The sequence below is a fragment of the Cohnella luojiensis genome, assembly GCF_004564235.1.
GTDB classification, from domain to species: Bacteria; Bacillota; Bacilli; order Paenibacillales; family Paenibacillaceae; genus Cohnella; species Cohnella luojiensis.
The window spans coordinates 107,543-130,178 of the sequence record NZ_SOMN01000009.1; the positions used below are offsets into that span (position 1 = coordinate 107,543).

A 22,636-nucleotide genomic window follows, 5' to 3' on the forward strand; every position below is an offset into this window, starting at 1 on the left:
GCAGGAGCCGCGTAGCGGCAGATATTGCCGTTAAGCGCGTGCGAGTGGCGAGGCAGGGAACGCGTAGCGGCAGATTTCGCCGTTAAGCGCGCGCGAGTACCGAGGCAGGAGCCGCGTAGCGGCAGATATTGCCGTTAAGCGCGCGCGAGTACCGAGGCAGGGGCCGCGTAGCGGCAGATATTACCGTTAAGCGTACGCAAGTGGCGAGGTAGGGGCCGCGTAGCGGCAGGTTTTGCCGTTAGGCTTGAACGGGAGCAGTTGAACCCAATAATTCGGGGCTGCAACTTAGGTATGAAGACCTTTAGGAGCAGCCCCTTTACGTTTACTTAAGCCTTCTTTTCAATGATCCGAAATGACGCGGTAGCCAAGGCACAAAGAGTATCGTCAGCGCTTCTAAGCGTCCCCTGCGTCGTAATCGTTTTGCCGGAGGTATGCAGAATTTCGGCGATCACCGTAACTTTGCCTATCCTGACCGGGGAGGTGAAATGGACATTCATGCTCGAGGTCACCACATCCTCCCCCGGTCTTGCCGCCATAGCTATAATCCCCATTGCAGAATCTAGCAAAGTCGTGTGGACTCCGCCGTGCAGAATTCCTATCAGATTAAGATGATGCTCCCGTACGTCAAGGGTTACGATCACTTTTTTCTCATCCATAAATTCCAGTTCGCATCCGACATACCCCCAGAAGGTATTCCTCGCGATTTCCGACAGGTGTTCCATTCTGCTCCGTCCGTTTGCCGTATCCATTCCGTTCCTCCTTCCGGACGTTCGATCATTTCTTCTCTTCCTCGATAAGCTTTCTTCGGAGTACTTTACCCGCTAAAGTCTTCGGTAAGCTGGTACGGAACTCATACTGATGAGGAACCTTATATGCGGCTAGCCTTTGTCTGCAAAATTCTTCAAGTTCGGACTCCGCAACGTTAGCCCCCTCTTTCAGAACGACGAAAGCTTTAACCGTTTCCCCCCTATAATTATCAGGCACTCCCATGACCGCTGCTTCTTCAATGGCAGGATGTTCGAAAAGCACCTCTTCGATTTCCCTAGGGTAGACATTATATCCGCTTGCGATGATGATATCCTTCATTCGGTCCATGATAAAGAAGAAGCCTTCCTTGTCCATTCGCGCCATGTCCCCTGTTAGAAGCCAGCCATCCCGCAGCACCTTCGCAGTATCCTCCGGAGCATTCCAATAGCCCTTCATTACCTGCGGACCCTTTATCGCAAGTTCCCCGATCTCGCCGACCGAAAGCTCTTCCCCGGTTGCAGGATCAACGATCTTCGCTACCGTATCCGGAAAAGGAATCCCGATGGAGCCGGACTTTCGCTTCTCCCAAACGTTGTTGGCATGCGTGACGGGAGAAGCTTCCGTAAGTCCGTAGCCTTCGATAAGCCGGCCGCCGGACATCTCCTCGAACCGCTGCTGGATTTCATGCGGCAGCGGTGCCGCTCCGCTGATGCACATCTTGATAGATGATAGATCATAATTCTGGATATTGCTGTTATTCAAAAGAGCAATGTACATCGTCGGAGCCCCGGGGAATATCGTCGGCTTCAGCTTCTGAATGATCGTTAAGATTTGGTTAATATCGAACCGCGGTACCAATATCAAACAGCCTCCGAGAAGAATGGCTTGGTTCATGAGAACCGTTAAGCCGAAAACATGGAAGAAAGGGAGCGCCGCTAAGTAACGTTCTTTGCCGGGTAAGCTTTTATAAGCCCATAAGCTCGTTTGAATGGTGTTCACGATAACATTATGATGAGTGAGCATCACCCCTTTAGATACGCCCGTCGTACCTCCCGTGTACTGAAGCAAAGCAAGGTCATTCTCCGCATCCACGTCTATATGAACCGGAGAGGACGAGGAATCGTGCATGAGCTTCAGGAAGGAAATGACGCCTTCTTGATAGTCGACTTCCAGGCTCATTCCGTCTTTCTTAACCTTCAATGGGTACATCAAATTTTTAGGAAACGGAAGATAATCCTTAACCGAAGTGATTATGACATGACGCAGCGGCGTGCTGGGTACGATGTCCTTCACCTTCTTGTGCAATAAATCCAGAGTCAGAATAACCGTGGCGCCAGAGTCCTGCAGTTGATGCTGCAGCTCGCGCGGCATGTAGAGAGGATTCGTCATCACTACGACAGCTCCGGAGAGCAGAGTTCCATAATAAGCGATCACCAACTGAGGACAATTGGGCAGCATGATCGCTACCCTGTCTCCCCTTCGAATCCCCAGCTTGCGAATGACATGCGCGAACCGATACGCTCCCTCCAGCAGCTCGGAGTACTTCATTTCCTTCCCCATGAAGTTAAGCGCGGTATGATTAGGATAGTTAGCGGCAGACTGAATCAGGAAATCCGCCAAATTGGTCTTAGGATACGGATAAGTCGGAGGTACTTCCTTCGGATAGACAGATAACCACGGTTTCGCTGCCATGCCTCTTCACCTCATTGGATTGGACTCGGTGTTAGTACACGAACTTCTCCGACTGAATAACCTGAGCTGCGATCTGGCGTTTGGCTTGTATGGTATTCCATGCCGTGCGACGGGTTAACTTCTTGAGTACCGAGAGCTGCGTACGCAAAGTATCTCCGTCTTCGATGGCCGATAACGTTTCTTTGGCGAACGCTTCGATATCCTCGAAAGCTTCGTGGACAAAAATACGAGTCATCTGGGTAGCCGCGGCAGCCTTCTGTTCTCCCTGCTTGCCGATTCGTTTCTGCGTGCGCAGAAGCGCGCTTTCCATGGCGAAGATCAGGATCATCATATCCGCCAGACGGCTGAGCACTTCTTGCTCATGCTCCAGCTTCATTTGATATTTCTGAACGGCTGCTCCTCCCGCCATGAGGAAAATTTTCTTCGCCGTCGCAACGAGATGCGCCTCTTCCTCCAAAACGCCTTCGAATGCTTGCCCCGGCACGAACTGCAACAGCTCAGACTGAAGCGCTTTGGCTTTCTGGAGCAGCGGAAGCTCGCCTTTCATGGCGCGCTTGATCAGCGTTCCCGGGATAAGCAGCCGATTGATCTCATTCGTCCCTTCGAAAATACGGTTAATACGCGAATCCCGATAAATGCGTTCAATCTTGTACTCCTGAATAAAACCATATCCGCCGTGGATCTGCACCCCTTCGTCCGCTACGAAATCCAGCGCTTCCGAACCGAATACCTTGTTAATGGAGCATTCGATCGCATACTCCGCAATCGCTTTCGCTGACTGGACGCCGGCTTCCGGACTGTCGTGATCTATTTGACCGAGACCTGCGTCCATTAAGCCGGCGGTACGGTAGACCATGCTTTCCAGCACGTAAGTGCGAATATTCATTTCCGCGAGCTTCTTGCCGACCAGCGGAAAAGAGGAGATGGGCTTGCCGAATTGCGTGCGTTGATTGGCGTATTTGGCGCTCAGCTCTATCGCCTGCTTGGAAGCTCCCAAGCAGCCGGAAGCCAGCTTGAACCGGCCGATGTTCAAAATATTGAATGCGATCAAATGTCCTTTTCCGACTTCCCATAGGAGATTCTCCACCGGCACTCTAACATCCTCGAGAATCAGCGGGCGCGTTGAGGAACCTTTAATCCCCATCTTCTTCTCTTCGGGGCCAAGACTCACGCCGTCCATTGTTCTTTCTACGATAAAAGTGCTGAACTCTTTTCCGTCTACCTTTGCATAGACGATGAAAATGTCCGCGAAACCGGCGTTCGTGATGAATTGCTTCGCGCCGTTCAGTACGTAATGCTCGCCGTCTTCCGACAGGATAGCGGTCGTCTTGGCGCCAAGCGCGTCCGAGCCGGAAGAGGGCTCCGTCAAGCAGTAGGCGGCAATCTTCTTGCCGGCCGATAGATCCGGCAAGTACTTATTCTTCTGTTCCGCTGTCCCGAAGTATACGATAGGAAGTGTGCCGATGCCCACGTGGGCACCAATGGTAAGCGCGAACGAGGAGGCTTTGGACAATCTTTCGCTGATCAGCGTAGAGCTTACCTTGTCTAATCCGAGACCCTCGTAAGCCTCCGGCACATCCGCTCCGAGCAGTCCAAGCTCGCCGGCTTTTCTCATCAGCTTAACCGTAAGCTCGTAGTCCAGCTTTTCAAGCTCTTCGTCGACCGGGGCTACTTCCCCCTCCACGAAGTCCGACGTCATCTCCGCGATCATGCGCTGCTCTTCCGTCAATTCATCAGGGGTAACCATCGAAAGAAAATCGATATCGTCGATAATAAAGCTTCCGCCAATCACTTTATCCGCTGTTTTTTCCATCCTGCACATCTCCTCTTAGTCTATTCAGGATATACTTCAAACACGCCAGCCGCGCCCATTCCGCCGCCGATGCACATCGATACGACGCCGTAGCCGCCGCCTCGGCGGCGCAGCTCATGGATCAAGCTCGTCGTAAGCTTCGTACCCGTGCAGCCTAGGGGATGTCCCAACGCGATCGCGCCGCCGTTTACATTGACCTTGCTCTCATCCAGCTCCAATTGCCGAATGATATGCAAGCATTGCGAGGCGAAGGCTTCGTTGATCTCGAACAATCCGATGTCATCTAGACTAAGACCTGCCCGTTCTAAGGCTTTAGGTATCGCCTTTACCGGACCGACCCCCATGATTTCGGGATCTACGCCGGCAAGCGCGAAGGATTTGAAGCTCGCGAGCGGCTTTAGGCCAAGCTCATCCGCCTTTTCCCTGCTCATGACCAGTACCGCTGCCGCTCCGTCGTTCATTGGCGAGGAATTGCCTGCCGTAACGGTCCCGTTAGCCTTAAACGCAGGCTTTAACTTTGCTAAAACCTCGGGCGTAGTATCTGCTCTGACCCCTTCATCCTTCTCCAGGACGATTGGCTTCACCCAAGGTTTTCCGTCGTCGCCGAAGCCTTTAAGCGATGTGCTAACCGGTACGATTTCATCATGGAACACGTCGGATTGCAGCGCAGCCGCCGCTTTCCGGTGACTAGAGGCCGCGAACCGGTCCTGATCCTCTCTGGATATTCCATACCGATCGGCGACATTCTCTGCCGTATGGCCCATTCCGATATAGACTTGGGGCATCTCCTCTACGATGGACGGGTGCGGCGAGGGCTTGAACCCTGTCATCGGCACATGGCTCATGCTTTCCACCCCGCCGGCAATGATCATGTCCGCGCTTCCCGCCAGGATCCGTTCCGCCGCGAAGGCAATCGACTGGAGTCCGGAGGAGCAGAACCGGTTGATGGTTAATGCCGGAACGCACGTAGGAAATCCTGCATACAACGACATGATCCGGGCAAAGTTCAGCCCTTGCTCCCCTTCCGGCATCGCGCAGCCGATGATGATATCCTCCACGTCCTCCTTCCTTACCCCCGGAGCACGGTCGATCACGGCCTGTAATACGACTTTCCCGAGATCTTCGGCCCGCGTATGAATAAGGCTCCCTTTCTTCGCCCTTCCTACCGGCGTTCTCACGGCGGCAACGATAACGGCTTCTCTCATGGTAGTCACCTCTTCTCCAATGAATTAATTACGAAGCGCTTTCCCCTTGGCGAGCATATGCTGCATCCGCTGCTGCGTCTTCGGCTCCCCGCACAGGCTAAGGAATGCCTCCCGCTCCAGATCCAGCATGTACTGCTCGGTCACCATCGTCCCCGATGGAACGTCCCCCCCGGCAATAACATGCGCGAGCTTACCCGCGATCAACAAATCATGGTCGCTAATGTAACCGCTAAGTTTCATGGCATGCGCGCCGAGCTTAAGAACAGCCTTTCCGTCCGCGCCTACCACTCTGATTTTCTCTGCGGGAGCGACCTCATATCCGGATTGGACCAAACGCAAGGCCGACTGCTTGGCCTCGTAAATCACATAATCCCGATTCGCGATTACCCGATCCGTAGGCCGGAAATACCCCAGCTTCTTCGCATCGTGGGCGCTCGAGGAAACCTTGGCCATTCCGATGTTCATGAACATCTCGTTAATGAAGGGCTGCAAATCGATGTCCGGATTCGGGTTTGCTCTGCTTATCCGCAGCGCCATTTCCTTGCAGCCGCCCCCGGCAGGAATAAGTCCTACGCCGACTTCGACCAAGCCGTAATACGTTTCCGCATGGGCGCATACCTCGTCGGCCGGAAGGCAAACCTCTACGCCGCCCCCGAGCGTCATCTGATGCGGCGCCGCGACTACGGGCTTCTCGAAATGCTTAAGCTTCATCATCGTGTTCTGAAACAGCCGGATGATATTGTCGACCTCATCCCATTCCTCATCCTGCGCTTCCATGAGCAGCAGCATAATATTGGCCCCAACGCAGAAGTGGCGTCCTTCGTTCGCGATAATCAGAGCATCGTAGTTCTGACGAACCTCTTCCACGCTCTGCTGGATCATCATCAGAATATCGGAGCCGATCGCGTTATTAGGCGAATGAAATTCCAGACAGGCCACGCCGTTACCCACGTCAATTAGACTAGCTCCGCTATTCCCGCGAATGACCTTGTTCTGTTCCTTTAAGCTTGCAAGTGAGATGATTTCCGGAGACTGATCAATCTCGCGGTATCTCCCATCATTGACATAAAGAAGCCTTGCGTTTTCTTTCCGGTAGAACGAGCTGTTTCCTGCGGCCACCCATTCCTTAACCCAGCTTGGGACGACCGTTCCTTCGGCTTCCATTCGTTCAACCGATTTTACGAGTCCGATCGCATCCCAGAGTTCGAATGGACCGAGCTCCCAATTAAAGCCCCACTTCATCGCCTTGTCGATATCGGCTATCGAACCGGCGATTTCTCCCACTTTCGCAGCGGAATAGACAAGCGTTTTCTTCAAAATCTCCCAAGCTAGCTCAGAATACCGATCTTTTGCACCAAGCAGCGCTTTAGTCTTATTGACGGCGCCTTTGGCGGTTTTCGCGGCTTCCAGAGAGGCGGATGCCGGTTTCTTGCTTCTGGCATACTCCATGGTCGATAGATCGAGCGACAGAATATCGCTTCCCTGTTCGCCCTTGATCTTCTTGTAGAAGCCCTGTCCGGCTTTCTCGCCGATCCAGCCTCGCGATACCATATCCTTTAATACCTGAGGCGGCTCAAAAATAAACTTCTCATCGCCGCTGTCGACCTTGTCGAATACGTTGTTCGCCACATGCACGAAGGTGTCCAGCCCAACCAGATCCAGCGTCCGGAACGTAGCGCTCTTCGGCCTGCCCATAGCCGGACCGGTAACGGCATCCACCTCCTCCACGGTAAATCCTTTGTCTACCATGGCTTGAAGGGTAACGAGCAGCCCATAAGTCCCGATGCGATTCGCTATGAAGTTCGGAGTGTCTTTGGCGATGACGACGCCTTTGCCTAGCCTTTTCTCGCTAAATTCAGCGATCCGCTTCACCAATTCCGGATCCGTATTCTCGCCGGGAATAACTTCCATTAACTTCATGTAACGCGGAGGGTTAAAGAAATGCGTACCGAGAAAATGGGTCTTGAAATCCTCTCCGCACCCTTCCACCATTGCATTGATGGAGATCCCCGATGTGTTGGAGCTGACGATAATACCCGGCTTCCAGTGCTGTTCGATTTTGCGAAGCAGCTCCTGTTTAACAGATAGATTCTCGACGACAACCTCGATGACCCAATCCACATTCCGGATTTGGCTAAGGTGATCCTCGATATTGCCGGGCGTAATCCGGCTCGCAAAGGAATCATCGTATAGCGGTGAAGGCTTAAGCGTCGGAAGCTTAGCCAGTGCGCTCACGGCCAATCTATTCCGGACTGAGGGATGCTCAAGCGTTAATCCTTTGGCTTCTTCATCCGGGGTGAGCGATGCAGGCACAATATCCAGCAACAAGCTTGAAATACCGACATTAGCTAAATGTGCCGCAATGCTTGCCCCCATAACTCCTGAACCGATAACGGCGGCTTTCGTAATTTTGGCTGCCATACGTTTTCTACCTCCTAATATAGAAAGACTAGCCGAATACGGCTTGCTCTAAAATCTCAGCGATATCGCGTGCCTTTACGCTATCTTCCACCTCCTTCTGCTTAGTGCCGTCTTCAAGCATGGTGAGACAAAACGGACAGGCGCTGCTGATCATCGTCGGGTTCGTTAACAGCGCTTGCTCCGTTCTGGCCACATTAACGCGCTTTCCGGAAGTTTCCTCCATCCACATCATGCCGCCCCCCGCGCCGCAGCACATTCCGTTTTCCCGCGAGCGTTCCATTTCAAGCAGCTCTACGCCTGGAATCGCCCTCAGAATGTTCCGCGGCTGATCATACACATTGTTGTAGCGACCTAGGTAACAAGAATCGTGATAAGTTATTCTTTCGTTCACGGCATGCTTCGGATCGAGCTTACCTTCACGAATCAACTCTTCGAGTAATTGGGTATGGTGAAGAACCTCGACCCCCTCCATCCCGAATTCGGGATATTCATTCTTAAGCGTGTTTAACGTATGCGGGCAGGCGGTCACGATTCGTTTCACGCCGTATTTCCGGAAGGTCGCGATATTTTCCTGGCATAATTGCTGGAATAGAAGCTCATTTCCCATTCTGCGAGGGGTATCTCCTGAATTCTTCTCCTCGTTCCCTAGAATGGCGAAGCTGATTCCAGCCTCGTTCAGCAATCGCACAAGAGCTCTGGATACCTTGCGTGAACGGTTATCGTAAGAGCCCATCGATCCTACGAAGAACAGAATGTCGAAATCCGGCCTATCCTTAACGGTAGGAACGGGAATGCCGCCAATCTCCTCCACCCACTTACTACGGTCGTTCCGGCTAATGCCCCATGGATTACCTTGCCGTTCGATGTTCTGCATTGCCCGCTGTCCCTCTTGAGGGATGCTGCCTTCCATCAGAACGAGATGACGGCGGAGATCGATGATTTTATCGACGTGCTCGTTGGCTACCGGACATTGATCTTCGCAGTTACGGCAGGTTGTGCATGCCCATATCTCTTCCTCCGTCATCACTTCGCCGATTAACTCCATCTCTTGCGGCTTTTTATCCGACGGCAGCCAGGTTTCTTTCTGCCAGGCCATCGTTGGGGCGATATCTGTTATCTGTTGAGATTGCCACTCTGGATATGCACTATCTACTCTCACACTGTGTGCATTTCCCGTAGAGAAAGCCATAGCCGGCATCCAAGGCGACTTCGAAGTGATAGATGCGCCTTTCTCCGTCAGATGGTCGCGAAGCTTCACGATAAGATGCATCGGCGACAGTACCTTGCCCGTGTTAGAAGCCGGGCAGACATTCGTGCATCTCCCGCACTCGACGCAAGCGTAGAAATCCAGCATCTGCTTCCGGGTAAAATCTTCGATCTTGCCTACGCCGAACGATTCAGCCTCTTCGTTGTCCAGATCAAGCTTCCGGAGCCGCCCCACCGGTTCGCTGCGTCCCAGAAAAATATTGATAGGCGCGGTAATAATATGAAAATGCTTCGATTGCGGGATATAGACGAGGAAAGTTAGAAGGATCAGAAGATGCGCCCACCAGAAGGTGAAAAAAGCAGCCTTCGCGCTTCCCGCCGAGAGAAAATCGAACAAAGTAGCGATGATCGAGGACACTGGCGCGTAAGCCGACGATTCATGCCCCGACCAAATCCGATGGAAACCAAGCGAGAGCAGAACCGACAACATAAGGAAGAAGATCAGGAACAGCACGATGCTCGGTTTCCAATCCTTCTTCAGACGCTTCAGCTTCTCTCCGTATCTGCGGTAAGCCGCGTACCCGGTTGCTAGCAGAATAAGCAGTACCGTAATTTCCTGCGAGAGCCCGAAAACCGCATACCCGGGAATCGGGAGCGGGTCCCCGCCCGACAGCCCCGTATAGATGAGATCAAGCGCGCCGAACTGCAGGATGATGAAGCCATAGAAAATGACAAGGTGCATGATTCCGCTCTTGCGATCTTTCAGAAGTTTCCGGTGACCTAGCCCCTGCGAGATAAGCTCCTTTACCCTCATTTTCCAATTAAAGGGCCTTTCCTCGGTTTGCCCTAGCTTCACATAGAGGTACCGATGATAAACAGCTCTATAAAACAAAGATAAAGCATACCCAACCACCAGCAAAAATAGGATGTAATGCATCCATGACCAGAACATGAGCAACCGTCCCTTCGCAAAGTCATTGTGTAAGCCCTTACATGGTTTGCATTTAAAAAATCTTATGAATCGATACGTTGACAACGCCAGGTAGATTGCATAAGATTGGATTAGAAAAAATGAATGACTATTCATTCAGTTTTTGATTTGATTCTAGCATCGAGGTGATCGTATGGCAAGTAAAAAAACGGAAAAATTTGATCGGATCATCGATGCTGCGGTTAAAGTGTTCGCCGAAACCGGTTATCATGGTTCGCAGGTTTCCAAGATTGCCCGCGAAGCCGGGGTAGCCGACGGAACCATATATTTATACTTCAAAAGCAAAGAGGATATTCTCGTATCCCTTTTCCGCGTGCGCCTTGGCGAGCTTGTAGAGAAATTTAAGGAAAGCGTGGAGGCATCGGACACCGCGGATGGAGCGATTCGCAAAATTTGCGAGCTTCACTATCGTGAGCTTGAGAGCAATCCGGATTTTGCCTACGTTACCCAGATTGAACTCCGTCAAAGCTCGCTTGAGCTTCGCAAAGCAATAGGCCAAGCTCTCAAGCCATATATTCAATTAATAGAGGAAGTATTGGTTCAAGGAATCGAGGAAGGAACTTTTCGCCAAGGGCTTGATGTCAAATTAACGCGTCTGCTCATCTTCGGCGGAATTGACGAGGCGGTAACTTCATGGCTCATATCAGGCCGCAAATATTCTCTTAGCGCTCAAATCAATAGCACCGTTGAGTTTTTCCTAAAGGCTCTCAAGCCTTGATTGACATACAGACTCGTAAGCAAAGAGAGGAGCAAACCCAATGAACGTGTACGTGATTCTAAAGCAGACCTTCGATACCGAAGAGAAGATCACGATCCAGAATGGTCAAGTTTCCGAAGACGGCGTCAAATTCGTCATTAACCCTTACGACGAATATGCGGTGGAAGAAGCGATACGGATCAAAGAAGCGAGCGGAGGTCAGGTCATCGTCGTCTCCGCAGGTCCTGAGCGAAGCGCTGAAGCTCTGCGGACTGCGCTCGCCATGGGTGCAGACGAAGCGGTACTCCTCTCTAGCGACGGCATTCCTTCCGATGAATATTCCGTTTCCGTCGCGCTTGCAGCCTACTTCTCGGATAAATCTTTCGATCTTATCCTCGGCGGCAATTTCTCCGTCGATAACGGCGCAGGTCAAGTCGCTATCCGCCTGGCCGAGCAGCTCGGAATCCCTCATGTCTCTTCGATTACCAAGCTTGAATTGTCCAACGGAAAAGCGAGCGTAGAGAGAGACGCCGAGGGTGACTTGGAGGTATTGGAAATCTCCCTCCCTTCCCTATTCACTGCCCAACAAGGGTTGAATGAGCCTCGTTATCCCTCGCTCCCCGGCATCATGAAAGCGAAGAAGAAGCCTTTCCATCACATTACATTGAATGAACTCGCCATTGATCCCGATTTGTTGAAGGCAAGAACCAAGCAAACCGAGATTAGCCTTCCGCCGGCAAGGATAGCGGGCCAAATTCTTCAAGGCGATCTGCCGTCGCAAGCTGCCCATCTCGTAGAACTGCTTCGCACGAAGTCTAAAGTCATTTAAATCCGGGCGACATTGATATCTAAGGAGGGATCTACTCATGAGCCATACGTATCTGATTATAGCGGAGCAACGCGATGGGAAAATTCGTCAAGTCACTTTGGAAGCGCTTCAGGCAGTTCGTACAGCTTCGCGGGACGGTGACCGAATCTCGGCCGTTCTCCTCGGAAGCGAGCTTGATTCCTTGGCAAGCCATCTTTCAAGCTATCCTCTATCCGATATCCATCTCATCGATCATGACAGCTTAAAGCATTATAATCCGGAAGCTTATCTTGCGGCGCTTACTCCCCTTCTCGATTCTTTACGTCCGGACGCGATTTTCACCGGACATACCGCTTTGGGACGGGACCTCGCGCCTGCAATCGCGGCGAAGCTTCAGGCCGGCCAGCTGTCCGATGTAATCTCCATTGAGGGCACCGGAGAAGGAACGGTTTTCACGAGACCTATCTATGCGGGAAAAGCCTTCGAGAAAAAGCAATTTCAGAGCTTCCCATGGGTCGTTACCGTAAGACCGAACAATTTTCCCGCAATCGGGCCTTCCCCCTCCGGACAGCATGAACGGATCATTAAGGTGGATTATACTCCTCCTTCATCTCTTCATACTTTAGTAAAAGACGTTGTTCGGAAAACAACCGGCAAGGTGGATCTAACGGAAGCGAAAATCATCGTTTCCGGCGGTCGAGGCGTCAAAAGCGAGGACGGCTTCAAGCCATTGGAAGAGCTGGCGAATCTTCTTGGCGGCGCGGTAGGCGCTTCTCGGGGCGCCTGCGATTCAGGCTATTGCAACTATGCGCTGCAGATCGGGCAGACCGGAAAAGTGGTCACCCCCGAAATCTATATCGCATGCGGAATTAGCGGTGCCATCCAGCATCTGGCGGGCATGAGCCAATCGCGAATCATTATCGCCATCAATAAAGATCCGGAGGCGCCTATCTTTAAGGTAGCCGACTACGGGATCGTTGGCGATTTGTTCGAGGTCGTTCCTCTTCTTACTCAAGAATTCCGGAAAGCGCTGGCTTAGATGATGGGACCCTTCGCGAACGATCTATTACGGGACAAAGTCGTTCTCATAACCGGCGGAGCTACCGGTTTGGGCCGTGCCATGGGGGAAAAGTTTCTCGGGTTAGGGGCTAAGTTAGCCATAACCGGCAGACGCGAGGAAGTACTTAAACAGGCCTCGCACGAAATGAACTCGAACAGAAACGACATTTTCTATAAAAGCTGCGACGTTCGGGATCCCGCACAGATCCATGAGCTTGTAGAGGCGGTCCAGCAGCGATTCGGCAAAATAGATATTCTCGTTAATAATGCGGCCGGAAACTTCATAAGCCCAACGGAGCGTCTATCTCCCCGAGCGGTAGATGCCGTGCTGAATATTGTTCTTCATGGGACTTTCTATACGACTTTAGAGGTTGGAAAGCTTTGGATCGAGCAAAAGCAGAGCGGCGTCATGCTGAACATCGTTACGACCTACGCCTCCTCCGGTTCCGGTTCCGGCTTCGTCGTTCCGTCCGCCGCAGCAAAAGCAGGGGTATTAGCCTTAACCCGATCTCTTGCGGTAGAGTGGGCCAGGTATGGCATCCGCCAAGTTGCTATCGCTCCGGGATCCTTCCCTACCGAAGGAGCCTGGTCAAGACTTTCGCCCACGCCCGAGCTGCAGGAAAAGATGATCAACCGCGTTCCTCTGAAACGCGTCGGCGATAAAGAAGAACTGGCGAATCTGGCTGCCTTCTTGGTCTCCGACTATGCGGGTTATATGAATGGCGAAGTCGTTACCATCGACGGCGGGGAATGGCTGCAAGGCGCAGGTCAATTTAACGACCTTACCGAGGTGACCGGACAACAATGGGATGCGTTGGCGGAGATCACCCGGAAAGGGAAGTGAGAGCCTGGCAATGAGGAAAGCAGGCTCCTGAGGTCAGCAATTCAAGAGCCTGCTTTATTAATAATCCGTTATCTTTTGCGGGTTTTCATTTTAGTCGATTTTGTTCTTCCGAAGCCATACATACACATCTCGAAGATGCTTTATTGTTGTGATTAGAAGGAGCACTAGAAATAGCCACGCCAGCCCCGAGACTGCCTTCGGAAACAGCATCATCAAAGAAAAAAACACAAAAGCTTCCGTTCGCTCCATGAACCCCGGGTTATAGTGGAATCCTTTTGCTCCTGAATTGGTGATGACATTGCCGGTTACAAGAAACGTCGTAATCGTAATAAGGATTGCTGCTAAATTGAGCGCTATCGGCAAATAAGCATCCGGATAAACGAGTAAAAGCGCAATAATCGAAGCCCCTTCCACTACCCGGTCAAACGTGATATCCAGAATATTTCCCCATTTGGAAGGCTTGGTCATTCTGGCAAGCGTGCCGTCCACAGCATCGAGATAGCCGGATATCCAGAGAATCGCAACAGCCGCTATGGGAAAACCAAGAGAAAATACGACCCCGCTTCCTACGCCTATCAACATTGCGATCCAGGTAATCGCATTCGCGGATAATCCGGCTGACTGCAGGATTTTTGCTCCTTTTTCAATTGCCGGTTGGATGGTGTGACGCGCATAAGAATCCAGCACTTGTTACATCACCTCCTTCGGAAGACACCAGACATTCGAGGTTGCCAGGCGGACTCCCGTTTCCATTCCTCGTTCATAATTCGATAAGCCAAGCTGCTTGATTACGACTGATTCCCCGTTTACATTCGCCTTCACTTCCGTATATTCACCGCGAAAAGAGCAGCCCTCTATCGTTGCTTTTATAGATGACGTAAAATCCAGTTGGAGCCACTCCGATCGAAGAACGATACGAACCGGACCATCAGGAACTCTTATACAATGAGGATGGACCTTTAAATCACCTAGAAAAGTTGTTACACGGGTTCCCTTCTTGATTCCATCTAAAACATTGTCGATTCCCATGAAGTCCGCCGTCCAGCGGTTGGCAGGCTCGTAATAGATGTTATCAAGCGTTCCCGACTGCTGTTCAGCACCATCCCGGAGTATTAAAAACTGGTCGCCAAGTGCCAGAGCTTCCTCCCTGTCATGTGTGACCATGATCATCGGAATCTCCCACATTCGCTTTATATCGCTGATCCAGCTGCCCATTTGTCTGCGAAGCAAAGGATCCAGTTGACTGAAAGGCTCGTCCAGCAGCAGAAGCTGCGGTTCAATGACAAGAGATCTTGCCAGCGCCACACGCTGTTCTTGTCCGCCAGATAGGGAAGAAAGCGGACGTTGATAGAATCCCGTCAAACCGACTTGATTCAAGATTTCTTCCGATCTAACTCTTCGTTTATGAGAAGGCATCCCCTTAAGCTTAAGTCCGATCTCCACATTCGCTCCTACCGTGAGAAAAGGAAGCAAGTAAGTTTTTTGGAAAATCATGGACAAATTCCTTTTCTCGGGAGGAAGATGATGGATCGGTTTTCCTCCCATTATGATTTCCCCCTCGTTTGGTCTCAATAATCCCGCAATAAGCTGTAGCAGCGTTGATTTACCGCTGCCTGACGGTCCGAGTATGACAAGCAATTTGCCCTTCTCAAGCGTAAAAGACTGCTTTCCCAGGGAAAAGGATTTCGCAGGAGCGTATTGGTATGTCAAATCCGTTACTTGCAAAAATGGCTCAGACAATCGGGTCAACACGACTCGCCTCCTTTTCTTCGAAGAGATCCTTCTTCACTCCGATAGAGCTAAAAATGACGATGATAAGCGCGGGTAAGACAAACACCATGCATAACGCACCCATGAGCGAGTAGTCGCCGCTGGATAACGTACTGAAAAGCAGCATCGGAAGCGTAATCAGATTGCCGCCGCCAATGAAAACGGTAAACAAATATTGGCTCCAGGAAATCAAAAAACTAAATAAAATGCTAAGCGACAAAACCGAACGCAGAAGCGGCAACTCGACCAGTCGGAACGTTTGCAGTCTGCCCGCCCCAAGCAAACGAAACTGCTTTTCATACCCGATGTCGTATCCGGCATAAAATCCGTATAACAAATATATCGAATACGGAATAGCCGGAATCAAGTGTGACAACAGCACCCCAAGCCATTGATCGGATAATCCCGAATGAAGGAACAAGACATGCACGCCTATCGCAATGGAAATGCCGGGAATCAATATGGGAGCTATGAGCAGTAACCGAATCGTTTTGTTCCATCTCTTCACATAAAGTCCCAAAGCACGAGCTGCTGGATACGCGACTACTTGAGATAGCAAGCTAGTAACGGCAGCCAATCCCAAGCTATTAAAAATCGCATCCTTCACTTGCGAGTGCGTTGAAAATACATAAAGCCAAGCACGCTCCGATACGGTTGGAACCAGATCGGGAAATCTCCATTGCTGCGCGAATGACCAAGCCAGGAGAGGGATAAACGGGAGAAAAAACAGCGAGATCATGATAGCATGCAAAAAAGCGTAACTTTTACCGTGATTAACGCCGTTTCTCCGCATAGCCTTCCCCCCATTTCATATAGAAAATGACAAGAAACATGCTGATTATCGTAATCACGATATTAATGGCCATAGCCTCCGACCGGTAAGTAAGATTCGGATTGAGATAGGCTTGATAAGCCAGGATCGGCAGTGTCGGTTTGCTAATGGAGCCCAAGACATAAGGAACTTCAAACGATCCGAATGTATACGCAAACACGATTATCGAAGAGGACAGTAATGAAGGCAACATAAAAGGAAAAGTAACGAGCTTCCACCTTTGCCATGCATTCGCCCCGAGCAGCTGCAGCTGCTTCTCGTAGGGAACGACCCAGGACTTTAGAATGCTAAGCACGGACACCGCAATAAACGGAACTTCCTTCCACACATATTCCAGCACGATTCCTATGCCATTCTGATCTGTAACCAATACCGGAAACTGCGAGGGCTGCTGAATCATACCTGCCCAGTAAGTCAGCCGGGAGATCAAGCCGCTTTGCCCAAAGAGCAACAATATGGCAATTGCGCCTACAACATGCGGGACCGGCAGATTGAACTGCAGCAAGAAATGCAGCCATCGGCCATGCCTTACATACCGGCGAAGCCAGAGTGCCAATATAACGGCAATCAAAGCCGAAATAAACGTCGCAGCCAGTGATATCCCCAATGAAAAAAAGAGCGAACGATAAAATATGGCGGAATGAAATAGCTCTATGTATACACGAAACGATAAGGTTGTTTTTCCGATTAGCGGGAAGTAATCCAAGCTTTGCACCCCGCTAATGAATATTCCGGCAAAGAACGTTCCCGCCACAAATAAAAGGGAAGGAACGAGCATACCGCTTAAAATCATCAGTCTGATGGGTTTACTTTTGGAATAAAACAAGGTTCTTCCAGCCTTCTTCCAAAGCCGGCGTATATGCAGCCGGCAGATCAGGGAGCTTATGCTTCAAAAGCACGTCTGCTTGTACGGCCGTCTCGCCGCTTTTGGCTTTAAGCTCATTGTACAGCTTTTTGTTTGCTCCCTCCAATTTCGAAGGATCGATCCCGATGCCGTCTCCCCAGCCTTTTGCCGGGTCCGCTTTCTCGAACTGCAGTTTCGGATCTAGAATCAGATTGGCCACTACCATGGCTGCGGCCTTGTGCGCGGCATTGTATGGAATCGCGACATAATGATAATCGCCGATAGTTCCTGTATCGAAGACGTATGGGCGTGCCGTCTTGGGCAATTTCCCTTTTCCGATATCCGTTGCGATGCCTCCGATATCCTGCGTGAAGGCAAAATCCACTTCGTTGTTATTGAAAAGCGCGGCGAGTTCAGCGATCGTTTTGGGATACGTTTCCCCTTTTCGCCATAATGACGGCTTTACCTCGTTTAGATAATCCCAAACTTTCGTTGCTTCGGCATCGAATTCTTGTTGAACGAACGGTTTTGACCACTTCTGATGCCCTCCGCTCAACTCGTAGAACAATTGCTTCACAAAGCGAGTGCCCGTAAAGTCAGGCGGCGCATTGTAGGTGAATCGTCCGGGATGTTTTTCCGCCCACGACTTCAATTCTTTATAGTTATGGGGCAGTTCGCTCGGCTTCATCCGTTCGGAATCATACACGAATTGAAATTGCGCGCTTCCCCAGACCGATTCGTATCCTTCCGTGTCCAGGCCGAAGTCCTTTCCGACGGCAGGATTCGAATAATCGACGTATTTTGCATTCGGAAGCTTGGTTGCGAATGGGCCAAACAAAGCGTCTGCTTGCTTCAAGGTGGCGAAGTTTTCGCCGTTTATCCAAATTAGATCCACGCTGCCGTCTTTGTTTTTGCCTGCCTGCTTCTCGTTCAGCACCTTATTCACCGCTTCCGCGGTATCACTAAGCGGCACGCGGTGCAATGTGATTCCATACTTATCCTTCAATACGGAACCATATTTCCGGTCTACAAATTCATTGATCGCATCGCTTCCGCCCCACATGTACCAATTCACGGTTTGTCCTTTTGCTTCGGCCAGTGCTTGATCCCAACTGCCCGAAAGAAGAGCATCGCCAGCAGCCTTTCCTTTATCAGCGGAATCTTTACCGGAGCAGGCGGCTATGATCAAGCTAACAAGGCATAAAAAGAGAATAACCTTAACAGAACGTTTTTTTCTCATAACAACTCTCCAGATGATTAGGTTTTTGTCACGCTTTGATATTTCCTCATAAATCCGGTGTCGATCTTATTCTTAAGCTTCCAGCACAGGGGTACCGATGATCATATACACCGTTCCCAGACGGGACCGAAAGCCAATCCGCCCGTTAATGAAAGAACTGACGCGGGAAATAAAATGTTTTGAAATAATTTCAATCACTCCGCTTTCATCTAGATATTAGCATAAATGAATATCTTAACCGAAGTGAATATCAAAAAAACAGCAGTCCAATTTAGAACTGCTGTTTTTGATACCGATTCAAAAATTAGTCTATAGTACTGCTGTCATATGCGCTTTCGTAACCGACCAGTGGGAGGCAGTCCAGAATTTGGCTTTATCCTTCATATAAATCATTTGCGGGGATTCGTGTTTGACATTCAAATCCTCAGCAATCTTGTTGGACACCGGACGGGATTCGATAACTTTGACAAAAGCCAAATTTCCAGCCAGAGCGGCAATTCGAGTTTGAGATAAGGGTCGGTTTCGCCCCAGATCAGTTTGACCGGGATATCGTGCGCCCACATTTTGTTAATACGCTTCGATACACACGTGAAATCGCCGAACCGTCAGGTGTTAAAGCCGGCGTAAACTGCAGACGGTTTACCGTCATACATCACCATAAAGCTGAAACGGCCCTCCGAGCATCTGGTAAGCGATGGAGAAAAGCAGCGAATGATACCGCTTATAAAGCACACGGTAATCAAACATTTCGTCTTTTCCATCCTTTATTTCCTGATTCCCATTTCCGTAAGATTCACCTTTACATTCAAACTAACGTTCAAAGTTCGATATTGTTTTTTCCATTCCTCTTCGTTCCAATTTCGCGTTTTACTCCTAACGAAATCCCCTAATCCGAGCGGGTCGATCCCTTCATTTTTAAACAATTGAATGAGATCCATCCCAGTTGCGGTAAGATCACTTTCAAAACGGTCTTTTATTCTCTGCTTCTCTTGCTCTGGAAAGTGAACCCCCATTGAATCAATTATTTGACCGTTTACGATAAGGTTTATCGTCACTTTTGGACTTTCCGTATCTTTCCTGACTAGATAATGCACTTTTGAACCGACAATTTCCATTGCAACGTAAGCATCGTCCAGCTTTACTTCAAGAGTACCGTGCTTCACATTTTCCAAAAGCAGTTTCATGAGCCGCATCTGCTTTTCGTTCAGTGACATTACATATTTGTCATCCTTGAATAAAGCTAAACCGGAAATCTGAACTTGATCATTCTGCAATTTAAGGAGAGGCAAAAAAGGGTCCATTCCTTTGCCCAAATAGGAATACTCGAACTCGTGAAAATTTTGTCTGGGAACAAGCCCGGTCCGTACGTTCGTATCGAGTAAATTGAGCAAAAACATCCCTTTTTCCTCATCTGAACTGAAATTCGCTTGCAGCATCTCCTTTGCTTTTCCATCGACAATGGCCAAATATTTCCTTCGCGAAGATTGAGCGTCACGCAAACCCGCTTCCAATTCCTTTGTCAACCCTTTTGCCGCTAAGTCTTTTCCAAATAAAATCACCGAAACTCTTCCTGAATTAATGGGCCGGTTTAATCGCATGCTCATTAATTCTAGGATATTCATGCTTGTGTGGCCAACCTTTGAGAGCAATATATCTGAAACGGAACCGGGTTTACCGGCTTGAAACTTGGGCGCCGCCAACGTAAATTCGATTTGATCGTTTGGTGCATCATCGTAGGCGCAGACAATAAATAGGGTAACTCTTTCCAAAATTTGTTGCTTTACGCACCCCGTTAACAGGAAAAAGGCGACCAATAGTGAGAAAAATAACCGGTTCATATCGTTCTTCTCACTTTCATTCTGACGATGTCGACGATATACACAAATGGGATATACGCAAAAATAATGTAAAATCCGATTTTGGATAACATGGTTTCAACAACTTCAATAAGATTACGACCTGGAATCAGACATACGGCGGTAAAGACCAGAATTAATAATATCGGTAGGACTGTCAATTGTTTCACAGTGAACATGAATTTAAACATTCGGCTTGAAGCCCAAAGACAAAAGCAAATGATAGGAATAGCCCATAGGATCTGTGAAGAAGCGCCGACAAATTCAAATCGTTCAATAAAAGGAAATTGAACAAATTTATATTTGGTTAATTGCGGCCATATTTCTTTTGATAGTTGTTCGGGTTTGAACAATAACAATGAAAAGAAAGTAACGATTAGATAAGATAATGTTGTAACAAAGTTTCCTAAGTGAGCCCATTTTTGTGACTTTCTTGGTGTTTTGATAAAAGTGTAGCAGAATAAGAGCATCTCCACGCCTAAATAGGGAAATGTCAACTCCTTACCTGCTTGAATAATATCAATCAGCGAATGATCCATAATGGGTGACAAATTGTTAAAATGAAAAGAACCTGCTGTAAAAAACAAGGATAATATGAGAAGATGTCGTACCAAGCTAAACATACAAATGCCCACGATAACTCGAAAACCTCCTGCAACGATGTAATAAACAAGCAGCAGTAAAACCAATGCCAACGCCCATGTTTCAAGATCAGGAAATAACCATACTTGTATAATTTCGATAAATAGCCGTGTTTGAAAACTTGCAACGGTTAGGAAGTAAACAATAAAGATAAAGTTAAGACCCCCGCCCGCCCATTTTCCAAAAAATTGTTGATGAATATGGATAAGATCCGTCTCATTTCGGTTGAGAATTCGATACATCATCCAAATGACGATGTGAAAGCTGATCCCGCAAAGGATGACAGAGATCCAAGCATCTTGGCCGGCCAATTGAATCGGCTTGTTCGCCATGGTGAGATACTCGGGTCCGAACTGCATCGAATGAATCAATACGAAAACCAGATAAGGCGATATGGTAAACCGCGGATGTTCCGTTGACTTCATCTTTGTATCACCCCCCAAAGCTGATTCATTCGTCTATGTCTCTTTTTAGGTTTGCGTTTTTCCTGTCGAATCTTACGGGTTTTGGAGATCTGAAAAAGTTAAATCGATGATGAAATTTGGAATATGGAGGACGAATTACAGTATCATATAAGTCGGCAGAGCGATAAGGATAAAAGGGAACTAGGTAAGGCATCCCGAGAGACGTTAATCGCAACAGATGTGCAACCACGGCAAAGGTGCAGATGAAAATACCCAATAACCCCCATAATTGCGCTGCGAAGATAAATGGAAAACGAAGAAGTCGTATGGTAGCGCTCATTCGAAAAATGGGTGTAGTGAAAGAAGCCAACGCCGATAACGCCACAATGATCAATAAAAAGTTGCTGGTAAGCGCGGCTTCAACGGCGGCCGTACCGAGCACAATACCTCCAACAATTCCGATGGTTTGTCCGATTTTTGTAGGCAATCTGGCGCCCGCTTCCCGTAACAGTTCAATAACAAGCTCCATAATGAGCACTTCCACGACAGGAGGAAACGGTACATTGATCCTCGAAGAAACGATCGTGGACAAAAAAACATTGGAAATGCCCTGACCGTGATAGGTCATAACGGCAACATATAAGGGTGTGGCAAAGACGGAAAACAGCACGGAAAACATGCGAATCAGCCGCACTATCGAGCCGATGATCCATGGCAAATAATAATCTTCAAAAGAAATGAAAAATTGCCCCAGGTTGACCGGCGCAAAAATCGCAATCGGGGATCCGTCCATCAAAACGCAAATTTGCCCCGACGATACGGCCCAAGCAACGTAATCCGGCCTTTCGGTCCCGATCGTCTGTGGAAAGATGGAGTTGGAATTATCTTCGATCATTTGTTGAAGAATGGTCATATTCGTAATTTGATCAAATTGCACATCCTCAATGCGCTGAATGCATGTATCTACATATTGTTCGTTCGCTATTCTATCTATGTAACAAATCGCAACTTTCGACTTGGATACACTCCCCGCAGTGAGCTCTTTTATACGCAACTCAGGAGAGGGAATTCGCTTACGGATCAAGTTAAGATTGATGTCCAATGATTCAACAAAGGCTTCTTTCGGTCCTTCCACGGTGAATTCGATTTCGGGTATCGTTACGTTCCGACCCTTGGATGCGGCGGCATTGACCAAAATACAATGATGGCTTTGCTGGCCATATTGAATAGCGACATTTCCCCGCAAAATTTTGTTTTGAATAAGGTCCCCATCGGAGGATATTTCTTTCTCCGCAACCGGGATCGAATGGTACAGATCATCCAAAGATAGATCCGAATCGTTGCTCAGGCAGCTCAGGATATGCTGTTGCAACACTGTTGGCTCCGTGAGAGATTTAAAATAGCCGATGAAAAAAGGCTCAGAGTTCGTCTGATGTTCGTAGAAAACGAAATCCGATGATTCACTCAGCTCCTTCCATAACCGAGGGACTGATTTCATTTCCAATCACTCTTTTCCCAATTTCAATTTCTCAGTTCATTGTCTCACTTCAAGTGGATATTATACA

The 22,636-nt window shown here is 49.2% G+C and carries 18 protein-coding genes and 1 pseudogene; 4 read left to right on the forward strand and 15 right to left on the reverse strand.

Features of this window, described 5'->3' with window-relative positions:
- Positions 1-326: 326 nt before the first annotated feature.
- Genes E2980_RS09485 through E2980_RS09510 form a run of 6 tightly spaced genes read right to left on the reverse strand, consistent with a single transcriptional unit; the run spans position 327 to position 10,036 of the window.
- Positions 327-749: a PaaI family thioesterase gene (locus tag E2980_RS09485; protein ID WP_135151942.1), complete on the reverse strand. Its 423-nt coding sequence runs from the start codon at positions 747-749 to the stop codon at positions 327-329.
- 25 nt (positions 750-774) lie between these two features.
- Positions 775-2,439, reverse strand: a complete 1,665-nt coding sequence (locus E2980_RS09490) for an AMP-binding protein (protein WP_135151943.1) — start codon at positions 2,437-2,439, stop codon at positions 775-777.
- Positions 2,440-2,470: 31 nt separating this feature from the next.
- On the reverse strand, positions 2,471-4,252 hold the full coding sequence (locus tag E2980_RS09495) for an acyl-CoA dehydrogenase family protein (RefSeq protein WP_135151944.1): 1,782 nt from the start codon (positions 4,250-4,252) through the stop codon (positions 2,471-2,473).
- 20 nt (positions 4,253-4,272) lie between these two features.
- Positions 4,273-5,457 (reverse strand): acetyl-CoA C-acyltransferase, encoded by a 1,185-nt coding sequence (locus E2980_RS09500; RefSeq protein ID WP_135151945.1) that lies wholly within the window; start codon positions 5,455-5,457, stop codon positions 4,273-4,275.
- Between the two features lie 24 nt (positions 5,458-5,481).
- Positions 5,482-7,878, reverse strand: a complete 2,397-nt coding sequence (locus E2980_RS09505) for a 3-hydroxyacyl-CoA dehydrogenase/enoyl-CoA hydratase family protein (RefSeq protein WP_135151946.1) — start codon at positions 7,876-7,878, stop codon at positions 5,482-5,484.
- A 28-nt stretch (positions 7,879-7,906) separates the two neighbouring features.
- Complete coding sequence (locus E2980_RS09510) at positions 7,907-10,036, reverse strand: heterodisulfide reductase-related iron-sulfur binding cluster (RefSeq protein WP_135151947.1); 2,130 nt, start codon at positions 10,034-10,036, stop codon at positions 7,907-7,909.
- Positions 10,037-10,208: 172 nt separating this feature from the next.
- Between E2980_RS09510 and E2980_RS09515 the strand changes: the two genes are divergently transcribed.
- The 4 genes from E2980_RS09515 to E2980_RS09530 are packed head-to-tail and all read left to right on the forward strand — an operon-like array spanning position 10,209 to position 13,483.
- Complete coding sequence (locus E2980_RS09515) at positions 10,209-10,793, forward strand: TetR/AcrR family transcriptional regulator (RefSeq protein WP_135151948.1); 585 nt, start codon at positions 10,209-10,211, stop codon at positions 10,791-10,793.
- A 40-nt stretch (positions 10,794-10,833) separates the two neighbouring features.
- Positions 10,834-11,601, forward strand: coding sequence for an electron transfer flavoprotein subunit beta/FixA family protein (locus tag E2980_RS09520; RefSeq protein WP_135151949.1), 768 nt, complete (start codon positions 10,834-10,836; stop codon positions 11,599-11,601).
- Positions 11,602-11,638: 37 nt separating this feature from the next.
- Entirely contained in the window at positions 11,639-12,619 is a 981-nt protein-coding gene (locus E2980_RS09525) for an electron transfer flavoprotein subunit alpha/FixB family protein (protein ID WP_135151950.1), read from the forward strand.
- A 3-nt stretch (positions 12,620-12,622) separates the two neighbouring features.
- A complete protein-coding gene (locus E2980_RS09530; RefSeq protein WP_135151976.1) occupies positions 12,623-13,483 on the forward strand; it encodes an SDR family oxidoreductase in 861 nt (286 codons plus the stop codon).
- Between the two features lie 90 nt (positions 13,484-13,573).
- Here the strand turns inward: E2980_RS09530 and E2980_RS09535 are convergent, their stop codons facing one another.
- The 9 genes and pseudogenes from E2980_RS09535 to E2980_RS09575 all read right to left on the reverse strand — a co-directional run bounded on the left by E2980_RS09535 (position 13,574) and on the right by E2980_RS09575 (position 22,569).
- Entirely contained in the window at positions 13,574-14,170 is a 597-nt protein-coding gene (locus E2980_RS09535) for a CDP-alcohol phosphatidyltransferase family protein (RefSeq protein WP_135151951.1), read from the reverse strand.
- A 3-nt stretch (positions 14,171-14,173) separates the two neighbouring features.
- Positions 14,174-15,235, reverse strand: coding sequence for an ABC transporter ATP-binding protein (locus E2980_RS09540; RefSeq protein WP_167747050.1), 1,062 nt, complete (start codon positions 15,233-15,235; stop codon positions 14,174-14,176).
- Positions 15,216-16,046, reverse strand: a complete 831-nt coding sequence (locus E2980_RS09545) for an ABC transporter permease (protein WP_135151953.1) — start codon at positions 16,044-16,046, stop codon at positions 15,216-15,218. The genes E2980_RS09540 and E2980_RS09545 overlap by 20 nt, the downstream gene beginning before the upstream one ends.
- Positions 16,027-16,911 (reverse strand): ABC transporter permease, encoded by an 885-nt coding sequence (locus E2980_RS09550; protein ID WP_167747051.1) that lies wholly within the window; start codon positions 16,909-16,911, stop codon positions 16,027-16,029. The genes E2980_RS09545 and E2980_RS09550 overlap by 20 nt, the downstream gene beginning before the upstream one ends.
- Complete coding sequence (locus E2980_RS09555; protein ID WP_135151955.1) at positions 16,892-18,169, reverse strand: ABC transporter substrate-binding protein; 1,278 nt, start codon at positions 18,167-18,169, stop codon at positions 16,892-16,894. The genes E2980_RS09550 and E2980_RS09555 overlap by 20 nt, the downstream gene beginning before the upstream one ends.
- Before the next feature lie 309 nt (positions 18,170-18,478).
- A pseudogene (locus tag E2980_RS09560) lies at positions 18,479-18,637 on the reverse strand (monothiol bacilliredoxin BrxC family protein); the annotation flags it as partial.
- 296 nt (positions 18,638-18,933) lie between these two features.
- A complete protein-coding gene (locus E2980_RS09565) occupies positions 18,934-20,007 on the reverse strand; it encodes a Ger(x)C family spore germination protein (RefSeq protein ID WP_135151956.1) in 1,074 nt (357 codons plus the stop codon).
- Entirely contained in the window at positions 20,004-21,092 is a 1,089-nt protein-coding gene (locus E2980_RS09570) for a GerAB/ArcD/ProY family transporter (RefSeq protein ID WP_135151957.1), read from the reverse strand. Before E2980_RS09570 ends, E2980_RS09565 begins: the two co-directional genes overlap by 4 nt.
- A gap of 25 nt (positions 21,093-21,117) precedes the next feature.
- A complete protein-coding gene (locus E2980_RS09575; protein ID WP_135151958.1) occupies positions 21,118-22,569 on the reverse strand; it encodes a spore germination protein in 1,452 nt (483 codons plus the stop codon).
- Positions 22,570-22,636 lie beyond the last annotated feature (67 nt).

Coding starts and splice junctions, on each gene's coding strand:
- E2980_RS09570 (WP_135151957.1), bottom strand. CDS start 21,092: ATGAAGTCAACGGAACATCCGCGGTTTACCATATCGCCTTATCTGGTT.
- E2980_RS09565 (WP_135151956.1), bottom strand. CDS start 20,007: ATGAACCGGTTATTTTTCTCACTATTGGTCGCCTTTTTCCTGTTAACG.
- E2980_RS09505 (WP_135151946.1), bottom strand. CDS start 7,878: ATGGCAGCCAAAATTACGAAAGCCGCCGTTATCGGTTCAGGAGTTATG.
- E2980_RS09510 (WP_135151947.1), bottom strand. CDS start 10,036: ATGTTCTGGTCATGGATGCATTACATCCTATTTTTGCTGGTGGTTGGG.
- E2980_RS09515 (WP_135151948.1), top strand. CDS start 10,209: ATGGCAAGTAAAAAAACGGAAAAATTTGATCGGATCATCGATGCTGCG.
- E2980_RS09575 (WP_135151958.1), bottom strand. CDS start 22,569: ATGAAATCAGTCCCTCGGTTATGGAAGGAGCTGAGTGAATCATCGGAT.
- E2980_RS09555 (WP_135151955.1), bottom strand. CDS start 18,169: ATGAGAAAAAAACGTTCTGTTAAGGTTATTCTCTTTTTATGCCTTGTT.
- E2980_RS09485 (WP_135151942.1), bottom strand. CDS start 749: ATGGATACGGCAAACGGACGGAGCAGAATGGAACACCTGTCGGAAATC.
- E2980_RS09490 (WP_135151943.1), bottom strand. CDS start 2,439: ATGGCAGCGAAACCGTGGTTATCTGTCTATCCGAAGGAAGTACCTCCG.
- E2980_RS09495 (WP_135151944.1), bottom strand. CDS start 4,252: ATGGAAAAAACAGCGGATAAAGTGATTGGCGGAAGCTTTATTATCGAC.
- E2980_RS09530 (WP_135151976.1), top strand. CDS start 12,623: ATGGGACCCTTCGCGAACGATCTATTACGGGACAAAGTCGTTCTCATA.
- E2980_RS09500 (WP_135151945.1), bottom strand. CDS start 5,457: ATGAGAGAAGCCGTTATCGTTGCCGCCGTGAGAACGCCGGTAGGAAGG.
- E2980_RS09525 (WP_135151950.1), top strand. CDS start 11,639: ATGAGCCATACGTATCTGATTATAGCGGAGCAACGCGATGGGAAAATT.
- E2980_RS09545 (WP_135151953.1), bottom strand. CDS start 16,046: ATGCGGAGAAACGGCGTTAATCACGGTAAAAGTTACGCTTTTTTGCAT.
- E2980_RS09520 (WP_135151949.1), top strand. CDS start 10,834: ATGAACGTGTACGTGATTCTAAAGCAGACCTTCGATACCGAAGAGAAG.